This is a genomic window from Nitrospira sp. Ecomares 2.1 (genome assembly GCF_965152585.1).
The window spans coordinates 4,482,371-4,500,020 of sequence record NZ_OZ224219.1; the positions used below are offsets into that span (position 1 = coordinate 4,482,371).

General features: G+C 48.3%; 11 protein-coding genes and 2 pseudogenes. 11 read left to right on the top strand and 2 right to left on the bottom strand.

Annotated features, from left to right (window positions below):
- The first annotated feature begins 415 nt into the window (after window positions 1-415).
- Window positions 416-853: a response regulator gene (locus tag ACWHYD_RS19675; RefSeq protein WP_447963703.1), complete on the top strand. Its 438-nt coding sequence runs from the start codon at window positions 416-418 to the stop codon at window positions 851-853.
- 47 nt (window positions 854-900) lie between these two features.
- Here ACWHYD_RS19675 and ACWHYD_RS19680 read toward each other — a convergent pair whose 3' ends face one another.
- Entirely contained in the window at window positions 901-2,748 is a 1,848-nt protein-coding gene (locus ACWHYD_RS19680) for an AsmA family protein (RefSeq protein ID WP_447963704.1), read from the bottom strand.
- Window positions 2,749-2,911: 163 nt separating this feature from the next.
- On the opposite strand from ACWHYD_RS19680, the gene polA reads away from it, so the two are divergent.
- The 10 genes and pseudogenes from polA to ACWHYD_RS19730 form a co-directional block, all read left to right on the top strand.
- Entirely contained in the window at window positions 2,912-5,770 is a 2,859-nt protein-coding gene (polA, locus tag ACWHYD_RS19685) for a DNA polymerase I (RefSeq protein ID WP_447963705.1), read from the top strand.
- 249 nt (window positions 5,771-6,019) lie between these two features.
- Window positions 6,020-6,262: a hypothetical protein gene (locus ACWHYD_RS19690; RefSeq protein WP_447963706.1), complete on the top strand. Its 243-nt coding sequence runs from the start codon at window positions 6,020-6,022 to the stop codon at window positions 6,260-6,262.
- Window positions 6,259-6,633 carry a type II toxin-antitoxin system PemK/MazF family toxin gene (locus ACWHYD_RS19695; protein WP_447963707.1) on the top strand — a complete coding sequence of 125 codons (375 nt, stop codon included), beginning with the start codon at window positions 6,259-6,261 and terminating at the stop codon, window positions 6,631-6,633. The genes ACWHYD_RS19690 and ACWHYD_RS19695 overlap by 4 nt, the downstream gene beginning before the upstream one ends.
- A 75-nt stretch (window positions 6,634-6,708) precedes the next feature.
- Window positions 6,709-6,996 carry a hypothetical protein gene (locus ACWHYD_RS19700; RefSeq protein ID WP_447963708.1) on the top strand — a complete coding sequence of 96 codons (288 nt, stop codon included), beginning with the start codon at window positions 6,709-6,711 and terminating at the stop codon, window positions 6,994-6,996.
- 293 nt (window positions 6,997-7,289) lie between these two features.
- Window positions 7,290-8,063, top strand: coding sequence for an exodeoxyribonuclease III (xth, locus tag ACWHYD_RS19705; protein ID WP_447963709.1), 774 nt, complete (start codon window positions 7,290-7,292; stop codon window positions 8,061-8,063).
- Window positions 8,064-8,298: 235 nt separating this feature from the next.
- On the top strand, window positions 8,299-8,805 hold the full coding sequence (locus ACWHYD_RS19710) for a tyrosine-type recombinase/integrase (protein WP_447965901.1): 507 nt from the start codon (window positions 8,299-8,301) through the stop codon (window positions 8,803-8,805).
- Between the two features lie 358 nt (window positions 8,806-9,163).
- A pseudogene (locus ACWHYD_RS19715) lies at window positions 9,164-10,318 on the top strand (IS3 family transposase).
- A 261-nt stretch (window positions 10,319-10,579) separates the two neighbouring features.
- Window positions 10,580-12,391 (top strand): tetratricopeptide repeat protein, encoded by a 1,812-nt coding sequence (locus ACWHYD_RS19720; RefSeq protein WP_447963710.1) that lies wholly within the window; start codon window positions 10,580-10,582, stop codon window positions 12,389-12,391.
- A 153-nt stretch (window positions 12,392-12,544) separates the two neighbouring features.
- Window positions 12,545-14,809 carry a tetratricopeptide repeat protein gene (locus ACWHYD_RS19725; protein WP_447963711.1) on the top strand — a complete coding sequence of 755 codons (2,265 nt, stop codon included), beginning with the start codon at window positions 12,545-12,547 and terminating at the stop codon, window positions 14,807-14,809.
- 565 nt (window positions 14,810-15,374) lie between these two features.
- Window positions 15,375-15,526 (top strand): annotated as a pseudogene (locus ACWHYD_RS19730) (transposase); the annotation flags it as partial.
- Here the strand turns inward: ACWHYD_RS19730 and ACWHYD_RS19735 are convergent.
- Window positions 15,515-17,035 (bottom strand): hypothetical protein, encoded by a 1,521-nt coding sequence (locus tag ACWHYD_RS19735; RefSeq protein ID WP_447963712.1) that lies wholly within the window; start codon window positions 17,033-17,035, stop codon window positions 15,515-15,517. The pseudogene ACWHYD_RS19730 and the gene ACWHYD_RS19735 sit on opposite strands and share 12 nt — an antisense overlap.
- Between the last annotated feature and the right edge of the window lie 615 nt (window positions 17,036-17,650).

The following is a 17,650-nucleotide window of genomic DNA, read 5'->3' on the forward strand; positions in this document are numbered from 1 at the left end:
CCAAACCAATTTTAAAAATTTGCTTCTCCATTCATCAGATTATCAATGAGTTATAACCATGAAAGCCTTAAAGAACCGCTCCCCTACTATTTAGGTACATTCTTTGCTTTGTAATATGGCAAGTAGGGGATATTAAGGGGAGCTATGGAAATTATTTTCGCCATCTGTATCACAGGCTTTGGAATCTTCGGAGGAATGTCCCTCATATGGAATGGGCAGAATCCTATCCCATCAAAGGCACCCGACAGGTCAGGCTCACGGTAAAATGATGACCAAAACAACACAGGCCTGTGCCTGCATGACATTTGTTCAGGAGCCATCTTTAGGTGATTTCACCAAATGGTGAGTCGGCCATCAATCGACTCGAATCCACCAAGATGGTGAATTCGCTCATAGGTTAGGAAAGGAGATCCTCATGGCTAAAAATATTCTGATTATCGATGATGATGAAATGAGTCGAGGATTGCTCAGGATGGTCCTGGAATATGACGGATGTGAGTGTGTAGAAGCCGAAAATGGAGCCAGCGGGTTAACACTTCTTGAATCAAAATCCTTTGACGTGGTGATCCTGGATAATGCGATGCCCGTCATGACCGGAATGGAGTTTTTGGACCGGTTACAGCATATACCCCACAAGTCCGACATCCCAATTATAATGATAACCGGGTACCTCAATGCCGTAACACGAGAAAACGCCACCCGCTTAGGAGCCTATGCCATTATCGGCAAACCCTATGATTTTGGGGAGTTACGGGCCATAGTCGCTCAACTGTGTCCGTCAGCCGCTCCAAGGCGGTCCCATTCCTTCATCGTTGCCAACATGTCCCAAACCTATAGTCCCCCTCCGGGTTGAGACCGGGATGAAGGAATCATCCAGTCCCAAACAGGACATCTCCTCCTCTATTGTCCAAATAACTGTTTGAGAATATCCGCTCCGTCTTGTAAGAGTTGCTGTAATTCCTGTTCATCTCCCTGTAAGGCTTTCTCAATCCTCCGCTCCACATTCCTTTGGACCTGTTGCCCAAAGGATTGCGTATCTAATTGCAAGAGCGGTTTCTGAACGGTTCCCATAACAGCAAAGGGCAGCACCAACTTTCCCTCATGCCACGCAACTTTGGCCATCGGAAACCGTTGAATAATCCGGTCCCCGATCATCCGTGAAACGGCCAGATTGCCTTGAAGGTTCAACGATTCATCTAACCCGAGAGTTCCCACCCCTGTCATCGAGAAATCTGGGGCCTCAACTGTTAATTGCCGAATAACCACTCCCCTATCTTCCAATTCCATTTGAGTATCAATCAGAGAAAATTTCGTCGCACCGGTGGATTCGTCCATGAGATCCGGTAGCTGAAGGGCATCTTCAATCGCCTGCATGAGGTCAAAGCCACCTAATTGCCCATCGCGGATCATCAATCGGACTGGTCCGGTCATATGTGGTTGCCTGGAGGAAGACTGTGCTGCTCCCGTGACGCTCCAATCCAACTCTCCCCTACCAGTCAAACGGAAAGAAGAAGATCTCACCACTTGCATCATTGATTCGACGGAAAAATTCGTGAATTTTCCTTGGAGTGAGAGCAGGGGAACAGCGTGAGTCCCATCCCATCTTCCATGCGCCTCAAGATTTCCCCTAAACGCTTTGGCCTTGAGAGACACCAGATCCACCCTTGTCCCTTGGATCACCGTTTCAAAACGGATCTGTTCGAGTGAAAACGGGCGTTGAACGGAAAGAGCCAAGGGAAAATCCTCTGAGGACAGGGCAGGAGCCTCCCCGGACAAATTCAGACGTCCAGGCGTACCCTGACCCGAAAGGTGAATGGTCGCTCCACCCAATTGGAGATCTGCGGTCAACGGATCAATCCTCATTCCTGTGGAGGGTTGCGATGGCTCGGAAAACAGGGGTGCCATCACATGAGCCTGAAAGCGGCTGAAGACCACAGGCTTATCCAACGATATATTCACAGGCAGGTCATCCGACGATATGTTTGGGATTTGCACGTCCAACTCCAGCCTTCCATCGATCACTTTCCCCTGTGCCGTTCCCCCTATTTTGCCTACGCGACCCGCAAGATTGATCATCGGAAGATCAAAAGTGGGTTGAAGGGGGCCAAAACGCCCATCCATCTCCATGGGGAGCTGATAGGGCATCACCATGCCCTTCATGTGCAGGCTCGCCATCTGTCCCAACTGAACGGAATTTGTAACCAACTCCAGTTGCTCAAGGTGGTATGAAGGGGAAGATTCTTTGGAACGATCCTCATACTGTAGAGAGCCTCCAGTCATCAAGAACCGCTCCACCGCAAATATCCCGAATAAGGGCTTGAGAGCAGTGGCCGGATTCGCCGCGGCTGCCTCAGGGTGCTGTTGAGCGGGATCTTTTCCGATGGTGGCCATATTCAAAAACCCATCAGGAGTGCGGATGACGTAGACAGTCGGATCCTGAAGACGCACCTGTTCAACCTGAATGTGCCGGCGCAACAGGGGGAGCCACTGAATCTCCACCTCAGCGGAAGGAATTGTGACAAACGCCTTAGGACTGAACGCCGGGTCATCTCCTATTGTCAGATCCTGCACCCGAAACCCGAGGTTAGGAAAGAGCGTTAAGCGGGCATCCTGAACATCCACGGTTCGATTAAGGGCCTGCTCCAGAACCGGGAGATACCGATCCCGGTACCGATTCAAATCCAACAGAAGCGGAAGGAGCAGGTAGGCCACAAGAACCAGCCCAATGAGGATAGCGAGACTAACCATGATATTACTCTTCACGAAGACATGCTCCCGTCATGAACCAAAGAATTCGGTAGTTTACCATGTTCCATTTTTCTCGGTGGACAAACAATCCTGGGATATCGACACCTCAAGAGCTATCAGGTATCTTCAAGGGCCAACAATCACACAAAGAGGATATTTTCCTGTGACCACTGTGAGTGAACCGTCTTCCCCTCTTCCGATTCGTCATGTCGTGTTAGTCGACGCCTCAGGCTACATTTTCAGGGCCTTTCATGCCATCAAGATTTTGAACAGTCCGAATGGTACCCCCGTCAATGCCGTCTATGGATACATCACCATGCTGATGAAACTACTGGACGATATGAAACCCGATCATATTGCCGTCATCTTTGATTCCGCACGAAAAACCTTTCGAAACGATCTTGCCCCCAGCTACAAGGCCAATCGCAGCGAACCACCTGAGGAGTTGGTGCCTCAATTTGCTCTCGTCCGGGAGGCGACACGGGCTTTTAATTTTGATTGCATTGAACTGAACGGTTTCGAAGCCGACGATCTGATCGCGACCTACGCCAAACATGCCATGGAAGCCGGCGCGAATGTGACCATCGTGTCCTCGGACAAAGATCTTATGCAGTTAGTATCAGAACAGGTCAGTATGTTCGATCCCATCAAAAGCCGAAAGATCGGTCCCGAGCAAGTTCTGGAAAAATTTGGTGTGCCGCCCGTGAAAGTGGTCGACGTGCAGTCATTGGCGGGAGACTCCACGGACAATGTGCCCGGGGTCCCGGGTATCGGCATCAAAACGGCCGCACAACTCATTCAGGAATATGGTGACCTGGACACCCTCCTTGCGCGCGCCTCAGAAATCAAGCAGAACAAGCGACGGGAAAGCCTCATTGAACATGCCGATAAGGCCCGACTCTCCCGTGAATTAGTCCGGCTTCGTTCCGATGTCCCGCTGCCATTTCCGCTTGAACAATTGGAGCGGCGCCAGCCCAATATGGATTTATTAGCTTCCTTCCTCAACGAACAAGGCTTCAAATCGATTTTGGCTCGCCTACAAAGCCGCATAAAGGGCGGACAGGAACCCAGTACCACTCCTTCTTCCACACCGGTCAACTTTGCACCAGCAAATAAAGATCCCGAAACAAAGCCGCTGCCTACCAAAGCCCAGTACGAGTTAATTCAAACAGTGTCGGCCCTTCAAGGCTGGGTGGAGGAGGCGACTCGTCGCGGGGTTGTGGCCGTCGACTGCGAAACCACGTCTCTGGATCAAACCAGAGCTGAATTGGTTGGGTTCTCACTGAGCCTGGAACCCGGCCAGGCGTGTTATGTACCCGTCGGTCATGTGGCCCCGGGATCCACGTCTTATCAGGATTTGCTCTCACACGATACGTCTGCTCCCTTGCCGGAAAAACCGGAACAAATTCCACTCCAACAGGCGCTCGACATCCTGGGGCCACTGCTAACAGACCCCGGTGTGCTCAAGATCGGGCACAATATCAAATACGACATGGTGGTGTTTCGCCGGTATGGCCTTGAGGTGTCTCCCGTGGACGATACCATGCTGCTTTCATACGTCCTAGAAGGAGGCATGCATGGCCATGGCATGGACGAACTGGCCGAACACTTTTTCGGCCATACAACGATCAAATTTAAAGACGTCACGGGTACCGGGAAATCTCAAGTGACCTTCGATCAGGTTCCCCTGGAAAAGGCTTTGGAATACGCTGCGGAAGATGCCGAAGTGACCTTGAGGCTCCATCAGGTCCTCAAACCCCGTCTCATCAGTGAACACATGACCACAGTCTACGAAACACTCGAGCGTCACCTCATTCCCGTGCTGGCGACCATGGAGCAAACAGGCATCAAAGTCGATGTCTCCCAATTGAAGCAGGTCAGCCAGGAGTTTTCTCTCCGCCTTCGGGATCTGGAACAAGAGATCCATCGCCTGGCCGGGAAAACCTTTAATGTCGGTTCCCCCAAACAACTCGGCGAAGTCATGTTTGACGACCTCGCATTGGGAGGAGGGCAAAAAAGCAAAGCCGGCAGCTATGGCACCGGGGTCGATGTGCTCGAATCCTTAGCCGCTCAAGGACATGAACTCCCGTCACGTGTCTTGGAATGGCGGCATTTGGAAAAACTCCGCAGCACCTACGCCGATGCGCTCATCCGTCAAATCAATCCCAACACGAACCGGGTGCATACCTCCTACGCCATGGCGTCCGCCGCGACGGGAAGACTCTCATCCACAGACCCCAATCTTCAGAACATTCCTATTCGCACGGAAGAAGGTCGAAGAATCCGGCGCGCGTTCGTTGCGGAGCCTGGTTGGACATTACTCTCCCTCGATTACTCCCAGATTGAACTTCGCCTGCTCGCCCACGTCGCAGATATTCCCGTTCTCAAGAAAGCCTTTTGGGAAGGCCAGGATATTCATGCGCTCACCGCCAGCCAGGTCTTCGGCATCCCCCTGGAACAGATGGATCCGGGAATTCGACGAAAAGCCAAGGCCATAAATTTCGGCATCATTTATGGGATCAGCGCATTCGGATTAGCCCGCCAATTGAGCGTAGAGCCGGGCGAGGCCTCTGCCTATATCAAAACCTATTTCGAACAGTATCCCGGCATCCAGGATTACATGGAACGCACCAAACAGTATTGCCGGCAACACGGGTACGTCCAGACATTGTTTGGACGTCGGTGCCACGTCCCGGGTATTCATGATAAAAATCCCGCCCGACGAAATTTTTCTGAGCGTGCCGCCATCAATGCACCACTGCAAGGCACGGCCGCCGACATTTTAAAGCGTGCCATGATCCGCGTACCTACAGCCTTGGCAGAGCATGGCTTAACCAAACAGGCGAAAATGTTGTTAACCGTCCACGATGAATTATTATTCGAGGTAGAAGAGGCGGCTGTCTCCCAAACCATTGGGGTCATCCAGCAGGTCATGGAAAGGGCCACACTGCCTGCCCTACAATTGTCGATCCCGCTGACGGTGGAAGCCGGACATGGCCCATCCTGGGACGAAGCGCATTGAGGAGAAGGGCACTGCGAAACGTAAAAGGGTAAGGCGACCGGAGGATTTTCCACCTCCCCTCTCCTCTTTCTCAGTCCCCCCATTTCTCATCAGGGATCCATCTGGCTGGTCTTGCCAAAAGAAAAGATGGATCCCCCTAAATACCTCGAGGATGACAACAAGAAAAGATTTGTTCCCTTCTTCTGTACAGGTTCACTTTTCAGGAACGGCGGTATATACTTTTAGTAATACCTGAAAGGGGGGAGAGAAATGAGCAAAGTGTTATCCCTAAAACTCGACGAACATGCCTACCAAGAAACTGAAGCCATTCGAAAACGTTTGAACATGCCTCGAAACCTGTATATCAGAAAAGCTCTGGCTCACTTCAACGCCCTCTACGCGAGAAAAGCGTTGGCCCAGGAATATCAAAAAGCCTCCCAGCAGGTATCCGCCGCACATCTTGCCTATTTAAAAGAAACTGAACTGCTAGAGGATCTTCCTGGCGATCTATGACCCCCCAGTACGGCCATGTGTATTTGGCGGACCTGAATCCACGATTTGGAACCGAACCGGGAAAGGTTCGACCGGTTGTCGTCGTGCAAACTGATGCCTTGAATCCCTATCACCTTTCCACCCTTATTTGTCCATTAACGACTCAAGTGGTTGATGTTCAAACTCCCCTTCGAGTATCAATTCCTCAGGGGGTCTCAGGGCTGACCTCCATCTCTGACATTTTAGTGGATCAAATCAAGGCCATTGACAATCAACGCTTTCGCAAAGAACTCGGTGCGTTACCTGATCCCTACCTTGCAGAGCTTCGAAAAAAAATATTGCAAATCTTGGACTTTGTCGAAGAAAGTCTCTCCTTGGCACCGCCCACCTGAGTCATGTCCCTATCGAAGTTAGGCGGTCTATTAAATCTGTTACCCTCTGGAACACTGCACTGAGGAAGGAGTTGTATGGAAATACCAACATATAAAGAACTGTTGAAACTTATGTGGTTCCTGGTGTGGCGCCACGTGGTGATTCTGATGTTTGTGAGTATGACGATCGGATGGGCAGTTCCTGTGATCTTCAATGGCACGGTCTCTGAAGACTCGCAGTATATTTTAGAAATTTGTATTTATGCCGTGTTATTCTTTGGCATCACCCCATTTATTTTAAAGACCCTGTTTCAAAAACAATTCCAAGGCTTTCAGGTCATCTTCCAACGCGAAACCGACTCACCACCACTTTCTTCATCATAATATGGGGTTCATTCAGCATATGATGGTTCCGGTCTCCTTCAGGTGTGTCACTGAAATATTCAGTCTCTCATGGTCCGACGCCTGCTGTCTGGCCGGAGGGACGGATGAACTCATCAACCGGCGGGCCTTTTTTGAGCACAAGTGGAATTGGTTCACCTGGCAACATTTTGTTCATGGCCACACACCCAAAAATAGATATCCGGCACACACCGTAAAACCGTAAAACCGTAAAACCAGAATCATAAATTATCTATGATACTCATTATGGCTCAATACACATTCTGAAACTCATCATGAAAATTGCAACCTGGAACGTCAACTCGATTAAAGTCCGAATCCCCCATTTAATGGAATGGGTCAACCAAGCCAATCCGGACATTGTCTTGCTCCAGGAACTCAAAACCACTGAGGACCAGTTCCCTAGAATGGCAATCGAGGAACTTGGCTATAATATGGCCATCGTGGGCCAAAAAACCTACAACGGAGTCGCAATCCTCTCCAAAGCTCCAATCGAAATCGAACACACCTCTCTGCCAGGGGCCCCCTCTGATGAACAAGCCCGCTACGTGGAAGCGGTGGTGGGCAACGTTCGAGTAGCTTCAATTTATTTGCCCAATGGAAACCCGTTGGGAACGGAAAAGTTTCCATATAAACTTGCCTGGTTGGATCGACTGATCACGCATGCGCAATCACTCTTAGCCCTGGAAGAAGCGGTGGTGTTAGGAGGAGACTTTAACGTGTGCCCCACCGACCATGACGTCTACGATCCCAAGGGATTTGCCGACGACGCCCTCTGCCGTCCCGAATCCCGTGCCCGCTTTCGTGCCCTCTGTCATCTCGGATACACCGATGCCCTTCGAGCCTTGCACCCCGAATTAGGCCTCTACACCTATTGGGATTACCAGGCCGGTCGATGGAATCGGGACGAAGGGCTCCGCATCGACCATCTCCTGCTCTCTCCCCAAGCGGCAGATCGGTTAGTCGCAACAGATGTGGACCGGGGACCGCGCGGGATGGACAAACCTTCCGATCACACCCCCGTCTGGTGTGAACTATCTCCCTCGTAAACGCAAACTATTCTAGGCATTAATTTTTACTTTTGTTAAAACCACAAATAGAAACCCACACAAAATCAACATTTTACAGAACTCAAACCCCATGCTATTTTGGCTTTTATGACTAAATAACCAAAACCAAAAATTTAAAAACCGACCTGGAACAAGGGCAAAGCGGTCGGTCAAATGACACCATTTACCCCGGAACTGGCGCAGGTTATCCGCGCCTTGCTAACGACAGAAAAAAATTCGGGATGTGGCGCTCCTTAATGTGGGGATCGATACCATGCTCCGAGCGTCCGACCTGCTTCGCCTTACAACCTCAGATGTGACCGATCATAACGGAGATGTAGTCAGTGCAATCAATATTCGGCAAAAGAAAACCAACCGAGGGCATCTGGTCACCTTATCGACTGAGACGCAAGATAGTTTGGCGGATTGGATTCTGCATAGTGGGAAGAAATCAGAAGACTTTTTGTGGACGAGTATCGGCAACCGCAAAACCCGTCCACACCTCACACGCGAACAATATGCCAACTTGGTCAAGCAGTGGGCTTACCTCGCCCGACTGGACCCGAAGCGCCATAGTACCCATTCCATGCGCCGCACGAAATCAGCGGTCATCTATGACAAAACACAGAACCTTGCAGCGTGTCAGCATCTCCTCGAACATAAAAGTATTGGGAGCACGGCCCACTATTTGGGAGTGGATCAACGCAGGGCCCTCGATTTGGCCAAACGGATTAAAATTTGACTGATGCTGGTTCATCAATGCCATCTGATAAAGTTCTGGAATCATCTATATATGGTAAAAATACGTTTAAAATAAGGGGTAATTACCCCCTGCTCAACATAAAGTATACCCATAATGAACTGCCTGAAAATTGGCAGAAAAATAAAAAACGCTGAAGAACAGTGGTAGTTATTTTGTATAATTACTCCTTCTGAAGCTTCTCAGCAAAGAAATGTCGCACTTTTCAAAGGAAAGTTTTTAGAGGATTCTATTTTCAATTTGTCAAAAAGCAGTACTAGGAACAGTCTTCTCCATTCTGGTCTTCCCCTGATTTTGCGGACACATCTGAAAAGCCTCATACTAGGCGAGGAGGTGTGTCATGGAGCAACGGAAAAAGTACAGCCAAGAGTTTAAGCAGGAAGCCGTCCAGCTCACGAAGCAGGCGGGGGGGTGCCATTACCCAAGTGGCCAAGGACTTGGGCCTCAATGCCGCGATGTTAGGGCGCTGGTGCCGAGAGGCCAAGCAGCGAGGGGCCAAAGCCTTTCCAGGGACCGGCATGCCCCACGAGCAAGAGGTGGCCCGCCTCAAACGGGAATTGGCCCTCGTGACGCGGGAGCGGGATTTTTTAAAAGAGGCGGCAGCGTTCTTCGCCAAGACCTCACGGTAAGGGATGCCATGATTCAACGTTGTCGCACCATGGTTCCTGTGCGTCTGATGTGTCGCCTGCTGCACGTCGCGCCGAGTGGCTATTATGCCCGGCAGCGCCGTCCGCCGAGTCCTTGGGCGCAAGACTGTCAGCGCCTGACCGCGGCGATTCGTACCCTTCATGCGAAGAGTGATGGGGTGTATGGCAGTCCCAAGATTTGGCAGCGACTACGCCAACAAGGCGAAGGGTGTGGAAAACATCGCATTGCCCGGCTCATGCGGCAGGAGGGCTTGCGGGGGATTCCGGCTCCCACGCGCTGGAAACGGCGGAGATCCGGAGCACGACCGGCGGGGATCACCAATCAGCTCGCCCGAGACTTTACCGCCTCGGGTCCCAATGCCAAATGGGTCACCGACATCACGTACATTTCGACGCAGGAAGGCTGGCTCTATCTGGCGGTGGTCCTCGATGTGTTTTCTCGCCAAGTCATTGGGTGGTCGATGCAGCCCCAGCTCACGCGGGATCTGGTCCTCCAAGCCGTGTTGATGGCCGTTTGGCAACGGAGCAGTATGGAGCCCGTTATCCTTCATTCGGATCGGGGAACCCAGTATACGTCCCAGGAGTTTCAAGCCTTCCTCCAAGCACATGGGATTGTGAGCAGCATGAGCGACGTGGGGAACTGTTATGACAATGCCGTGGCCGAGAGTTTCTTTGGCTTATTGAAACGCGAACGAGTTCACCGGCGGCAGTACCGAACTCGGGTAGAGGCCCGCGCCGATATCTTTGACTACATTGAGCGGTTTTATAATCACCAGCGGAGTCACTCCTTTACCCAAGGAGTGGCACCAAGGATATTTGGCGAGAGATATCAGCAGAAGTCTTCTTGAACCTGTCCGTAAATTCGGGGGAAGACCAATTCGTTTTTTTCACAATTGTGGCTCTCCCTCCTTATGTAAGGCAGGACTCTCTCTATCTTGTAATTTTAAACTGTAAGAGTAAAATTACGCATGAATCCTGAGTCTGAGTTCTTAAACTCCCGATTCCGCTTGGCAACATAAAGCACAAGGAAGTTTATTATCGTAAATTATAATAGCCTTGGCCCATCTAAGAATTATCATTAGCGTTTCTTCCAAGTGGAGGTAACACGGATGCCTACGAAACATGTCTTGCTTTCAGTCTTTTCTTTTTTATTTCTTATTTTTATTCCAACCACGGGACTCAGCATTGAAATTAATGTCGAGCACGCGTTACTCAAAGAGAATTGGCAGCAAGTTGCAACGCTCATTCAGCAGGACACGACACAAATAGCTGATCCTGTCGCCGTTCTCTTAGTCGGGCATGCGAATTTAGCGACGAACCGGAATAATGAATCCCTGGTACTCTTTCTCTCTGTTAAAGAAGAAAGAGAGTTGCAACAATGGGCTTCTTGGACAAACGGGTTTTTACAAAAAAATGCTAATAGTCATGTGGCACAATATCTTGCCGCCGATGCCAAGGGGCGTCTGGGAAAATTTGAAGAAGCGATCGCTTCTTTTTCAAAACTTTTAGACACTCAATCCGACTTTGCTCTTGCTCGAAACGCCCGTGGGGTATTATACGCTCTCCAAAACCAAATAGATTTAGCCCTCGTTGATTTTTATGTTACGACCAAGAGTAACCCTAATCTGGCAGATGCTTTTGCAAATCTAGGAACTCTTGCGGTAGTTCAAGAAGCGTCGATTAGTCAAGGTGATGAGGCGCTAAAGAATTTCACCCGTGCCCTTGAATTAAATCCTGATTTTTCCTTAGCGTACAATGGCAAGGGGTGTCTCTATTTTGGGGATGGTGAATTTGAGAAAGCCTGGGAAAACTTTGAAAAGGCAAAAGAGGTTATGCCAAATCTGGCTTTGCCAGAAATCAACCAGGTTTTTAATGCCAACTATTCCCATCACCTGGTTACTTTGGCCAGTCTGGGAAAGACCGAGGGGATGTATATAAAAAATGTTTTTGAACAACATAGGGTTGAAGTTAAACGAGAAGAAACAGCACTTTACACTAAAATAGCTGACCCAAACTTTAAAAATGGGATTGATTCCTTTGCCCATTTTACTCCTGAGGCTAAGAAGAACTTTGTTGAAAAATATGGTGTAAAAACGGTTGTAGCAGCGATGGACCTAAGTATAAAAAATAAAACTCATGAGGCGATCAGAATAAACCAGCAAGCAAAATTACGTCCCCAGAAAATTAAATCAGCCAATACGGGGTTCCTTTGGATGAATGGCGCTTATGAAATTTTATCCAAGATCTCTGCTTTTTCTGATGCACGTACGATTCAAAAACATGGGTTGAATCTTACAAACGATGAGGTACGCAAGACATTAGGCGATCAAGCCGTCAACGTTATTCCTAGTAAAAATTTAAAAATCGCCAATGATTTTAGCGATATAATTTATAAAGGTTCCAAAGGCGATGTTGTTGGGCTTGGCGCATTTGCCGTTAGCAAATTTGCGGAAGCCGGTCGTTCTATTTTCGATGATAAGAGAAAAAGCCAAATTACGATGGGGAAGGATGACCTCACCAGGGTCATTAATTTAAATACAGCAGTCACCCAACTTCGACATGCAAGAAATACGATTTATTCTCCGAATACCAAATCCAGCCCAAATCATTCGCTTCCTACCATGTCCCAAAATCCTTCTCACAGTTATCCCAAATCCACGGATTTTTCTTCTAAGCCCCTACCACGAAATAAAATAGGCACGACAGGCTCGGAGTATCTCGGGCATGTTCTAAAAACTCCCAGGTCTGCGCTTTATCCAACCGGACGGACTCCCGGGCCACTTTTTCCAGCTAATATCCCCAAGGTGAGCGGTGTATATACCGTTGACCCTAAAACTTTTATGGATTTAGGTGATCGTCCGGTCATGACCGTATTTGGGTTGTTTTATACAAGAAATCTGAACATTGTGGCTAAGCAATAAATGCAAAAATTCCTCCCTTTAATTCTCCTCTTTTCCCTCACGGGGTTTTTTCTCCAGGGTTGTTCTTCTAAAAAGTTTTCTCCCTCAAATCCAAACCCAAGTTCGATAGACGAGAACTTTGAGCCTCCCCTGGCAGTATCTCTCGAGGAGAGAATGAAGTCGTATCCCGCTCCAGGTGATTACGTGGCTTTCTCCTTAAAAGTTGCGCAGGCTAGGATCGCTGGCCTTGAGAAAGGAAAAAATTATCGAACTGTTTACCCTGTGGCCTACAACCTAGGTGGCATCAACAAGATCTTTGGGTTGGTCTATGACCGGGGAAACAGGGATACCATCCTGATAGGAAAATATGACCCCAAGTGTCAACCGATCACACTGGATGATTTTGTCGTGGCTTTAAAAGCTCGGTTTATTCACGGCCAATGGCCAATGGTGAGCTTGGATCCAACTGAAGATTCCCCGCAAACGGGGAGGCAGAACGTCCGGTTCGAAGGGGGGATTGAAAACACCCAATTTGGTGCCGACCTTTTAGATGCGGACCATCGTCTAAAACGCATGACAATGGGCTACTTAAGAATGGGTGTTCCTGGTTTAAAGAGTATATGGGAATTAGACAAGGAAAGAAGGAACGGGAATCCTGATCAGCGAGGACAATCCAATATTAGTTCTCGTTTTTGGTTTTACCCCGTCCTTCACAGTGTGTCCGTTCGACAGGATGTGGTGGCCATAAAAGGGTTACAGGTAGGAGTATTTACGGAGATACTTTCGGCAGAAATTGATGGGAAGGTGATTGAAGATCTTTCTAGTTTTACCGATGAAACTTCCGAAACCTTTGCCCAGATGGTCAGCAACAGCTTTGATGATTTGGCTCAGGTGCACCCATCGTTTTCAAGAGTGCAGGGCTTGGATGAATTGGTCGCTCTTACCAAAGCCATGGAGGACATGGAGGAGAAGCCCAATCTCGATTGGTGGCTGGAGAGGTATACGGTAAAAGAAGTTCCAATCCCCCAACAACTCAAATTTCTCAAACGAGAAGAAAAATATAAAGTTTCAACTAACGATGGTTACATTGTAAGGGGAAGGCGGACTTCCTCAGGCGGGGTGCAGCTTATGGCCCTTGCCTTGAGATTGAAATCCGGGGATGTAACTGCGTTAAAAGAAGCAGTATTAAAAACCCGCATCTCCCTCGATGCGTTGAGCTGGGGGTTTGTCGTAGGCGAATGGATCATCCCGACTTCGGGAGAAATGGTGTCCTTGGAGAATATTGTGCCGCTTTTCACGCAGGCTGTGTTTCTTCAGAGAAATAAACGATACGATGCAGCCATCACCCTATACGAAAAGATCATCAGTCTAAAACCGGACTGGGAATGGGCCTACAACAATCGGGGAGTGGCATACGTCAGCAAGGGAGATGGGGACCGGGCCCTCGCGGATTACACTCGAGCCTTAGAACTCAACCCCAAAGATGCGGAAGCCTATTACAATCGGGGAGTGGCATACAACAGCAAGGGAGATGAGGCAAGGGCCCTCGCGGATTACACTCGAGCCTTAGAACTCAAACCCAAATTTGCTGAAGCTTACACCAATCGCGGAGCGACATACTTGAACAAGGGAGATGAGGCCCGGGCCCTCGCGGATTACACTCGGGCCATAGAACTCAACCCCAAAGATGCGGAAGCCTATTACAATCGGGGAGCGGCATACAACAGCAAGGGAGCTTGGGATCGGGCCCTCGCCGATTTCACTCGAGCCTTAGAACTCAAGCCCAAATTTGTGGAAGCCTACACCATGCGGGGAGTGGCATACAACAGGATGAAAGATTGGCCCAGGGCCCTAGCCGATTTCACTCAGGCGTTAGAATTCAACCCACAACATGCTAATGCCTATGCTAATCGGGGAGTGACATACGCCTGGAAGGGAGATTGGGACCGGGCCCTCGCCGATTTCACCCGAGCCTTAGAACTCAACCCACAACATGCTAATGCCTATTTTAATCGAGGAGTGGCATACGACAGGATGAAAGACTGGAACCGTGCCCTCGCGGATTTCACTCGGGCCATAGAACTCAAGCCTAAATCTGCGGAAGCCTACACCAATCGCGGAGCGACATATTTGAACAAGGGAGATGAGGCCCGGGCCCTCGCGGATTTCACTCGGGCCATAGAACTCAACCCAAAAGATGAGGAAGTCTATTACAAGCGGGGAATGATATACTTCGGCAAGGGAGATGGGGACCAGGCCCTCGCGGATTTTACTCGAGCCTTAGAACTCAATCCAAGGAATTTTGAAGCCAATGACAGTATAGGATTAATTTTTGGTGAAAAAGGAAATCAAGAAAAAGGTTGTTATTATTTGAAACAGGCTTGTCGGTACGGAAAGTGTAGAAGTTTTAATATGTTAAAGCAGAAAGGTTATTGTTAAAATCTAACTTCTGGTTTTCCCTTGATCCATATATGTAGTACCAAACCCCTATCAAACAGTACTATGAATCCCTCCGACTCACACAATGGCCCTCAGCGATTTCGAAAGCCCATGCTTGCGGGAGTTTGAGCGGATCAGGGAAGAGGCTTTTTTCAGCAAGCCCTATGTAAAAGACCAATACGGCCCAGGAGGAGCGGAGTGCAGCAGAGCAGCTGATCAACAATCGGTGGGCCTAGGTGAGAAAAGTCCTTCCCGGTGAAAGGCTTGTGCTTGCGCCTGATTGAACGAAACCTGTTTTGAGACCTTTTTGGATGGACCGCGCTTGAAAAGAAAAGAAGGTTAGATGAGTGAATTGACCATTCGCGGTGAGGGATAATTAGTCAAAACAAAAGACTTGATAAACATCTAGCAAGCTTCTCAAGTGGGCGGTACGGCGGAGAGAAATTCCACTCGCTTTCCATCCTCCAACCCAAAGGAGGAGCCATGAACAAATTGTGTAAGCTTTCCCCAAACGTGGACAGACGAAAAGTAGAGCTTCCTGGAATGATTGACCCAGGAGATTCTCATGAAAACGTCTCGATTCAGCGAAACCCAAATTGTCGCCATTCTGAATCAATCCGATGCCGGCATCAAGGTCAAGACCTGTGCCGCGACCATGGGATCAGCGATGCGACCTATTACAACTGGAAGGCCAAGTACGGCGGACTAACCGAAAGCTTCAAGTTTCTCAATTACCTCCAGGTCTTGAGGTATTCCACATTCATGCGCCTTTGAGAGGAATTCTGCCGCTAGAGGGTATTGAGAAGTTCGAAAGTAAAGCTCTCCAATTGACTCATAGGCTCTGCAAAGATTGGGTTGTAGTTTAAGAGCTTTTTCTAGGTCTGCTATTGCTTTTTTTGCTAATGATTCATCCGGTTTCATCATATTAATGAATGGATCATTTTGGGGAATCTCGATGAAAAAGTTCCATTGAATAAAATGGTGAATATTATATATTTCCCCACGAATAAAATACCCCTTAGGATCTAATGGGGCTAATCGAATAGCCGTATCAATATCCGTAATTGCTACTGAATCAAATTGAGCTACATGCTTTGTTACTCCACTACTGCTGGTCATCAAACTTAGGTTTCCATCTCGGTCATATTTTGTTCTGGCAAACGCTCTTAACCTAAAGGCTTGAGCATTTGTGGGGTCTATTGTAATGGCATTTGAAAATGCTTCTATGGCCAACAGATAAGAAGAAAGTTCTTCCTTAATAACATCTTTAATATCCAGACCATTTTGGTTCAGTTGTTTAGCTTTTTCCCGGAAAGAGTCGCCTGTTTGATCAAAGTTAATTCCTTCTCGAATACGGGCGTCGACATCTTTTGTAGCTTGCTCGAGTTTGGACAATACCTGAGTCTTGTATTTTGTATCAGGATAGGATGCCAGGAAGTTTTTGAAATCATTGCGATTTCCATTCTTGATGATTTCGCTCCAGGTTGCCGCTTCGAGCTTGTCCTTCAATTCTGGCAGATATTTCGTATCTGGATAGCGATTTCTATAGGCTGCATATGTCTCTGACTCATCCTTCTTTAAGGCCGCTTGCCATTCGAGTATTTCTAGCTTTGCTTTCAATTCTGGCAGGTATTTCGTATTTGGATAGCGGTATTCGAAGGCCGTATATGTTTCTAACTCGTCCTCCTGTAAGGCCGCTTGCCATTCGAGTATTTCTAGCTTTGCTTTCAATTCTGGCAGGTATTTCGTATTTGGATAGCGGTATTCGAAGGCCGTATATGTTTCTAACTCGTCCTCCTGTAAGGCCACTTGCCATTCGAGTATTTCTAGCTTTGCTTTCAATTCTGGCAGGTATTTCGTATTTGGATAGCGGTATTCGAAGGCCGTATATGTCTCTATATCATCCTTCTGTAAAGCTGCTTGCCATTCAAGTATTTCTAGCTTTGCTTCCAATTCTAAGTAATGCTCTGACAACGAATATTTTGTGGCAAACTGCAGAAGAGAAGTTATTGTATTTTCTGAACTAGCCTTTTCCCACTCCAAATCTTCGACTCGTGACCTTGCATTCTTTGCATACTTAGTATCAGGAAATTCTTCCAAGAAATTCTGGTAAGCGATAACCGAGTCTTTCTTTTTTGTCGCTTCCCAATGACTTTCGACGCTCGTACACCCTGGGAAGATAATGAAAAAAGTAAGCGAGGTTATCAGAGCTAAAAGAGTCGGCATCTTTTTTTTCCTCTATAGTGAGGGGGACACTGAGTCTAGCCCAACAAAGATAATGGAATGGACGGCTTCTTTCAAGGGCACCTCAGGTGCTATGTTGGTTCGCATTTATTCTCCAACAAAAAAGAAGGCCTCCCCAATGGATATGGTTGCCATGGATCTCGACCTGGCAAAGAATGTCTATAACTCCACGGGGTTAACGCAAGCGGGCCCGTGGTGTTGCGCAAACGTTTGATCCCTCCTAAATTTCTTGCGTTTTTACCGTCCCTTCCTCCGTGTGTTATCTGCATGAAAGCCTGTTCTGGTGTATATCATCGGGCACAGGAATTAGACCCTCGTGGCCATGATGTTCGGCTGATGCCCGCGCAGCACCCTATTTCCGTCGTTTCATGACGGATTCTTCCCTCGTTGATCAGCCACACTGTACTAAGTTCCAAACCCTTCTGTCTTAAGGGAGTGCAGTATAATATTCCCTCAATTCTCTTTCTTCTCCAAAACTAGAAATTGAAATAACTCAAAGGCCACGCTTTTTCGATATAAAGGGTGTTATGCAAGACACCTTATACATAAGGAAGGATGTGGCGAATCCCTTGCTGATTTGACCTTCTAATATAGTCT

What these genes read in the sequence shown, in the direction of transcription:
- ACWHYD_RS19675 (WP_447963703.1), top strand. Translation starts at nt 416, where the DNA reads ATGGCTAAAAATATTCTGATTATCGATGATGATGAAATGAGTCGAGGA.
- ACWHYD_RS19680 (WP_447963704.1), bottom strand. Translation starts at nt 2,748, where the DNA reads ATGGTTAGTCTCGCTATCCTCATTGGGCTGGTTCTTGTGGCCTACCTG.
- ACWHYD_RS19690 (WP_447963706.1), top strand. Translation starts at nt 6,020, where the DNA reads ATGAGCAAAGTGTTATCCCTAAAACTCGACGAACATGCCTACCAAGAA.
- ACWHYD_RS19695 (WP_447963707.1), top strand. Translation starts at nt 6,259, where the DNA reads ATGACCCCCCAGTACGGCCATGTGTATTTGGCGGACCTGAATCCACGA.
- ACWHYD_RS19700 (WP_447963708.1), top strand. Translation starts at nt 6,709, where the DNA reads ATGGAAATACCAACATATAAAGAACTGTTGAAACTTATGTGGTTCCTG.
- xth (WP_447963709.1), top strand. Translation starts at nt 7,290, where the DNA reads ATGAAAATTGCAACCTGGAACGTCAACTCGATTAAAGTCCGAATCCCC.
- ACWHYD_RS19720 (WP_447963710.1), top strand. Translation starts at nt 10,580, where the DNA reads ATGCCTACGAAACATGTCTTGCTTTCAGTCTTTTCTTTTTTATTTCTT.
- ACWHYD_RS19725 (WP_447963711.1), top strand. Translation starts at nt 12,545, where the DNA reads ATGAAGTCGTATCCCGCTCCAGGTGATTACGTGGCTTTCTCCTTAAAA.
- ACWHYD_RS19735 (WP_447963712.1), bottom strand. Translation starts at nt 17,035, where the DNA reads ATGCCGACTCTTTTAGCTCTGATAACCTCGCTTACTTTTTTCATTATC.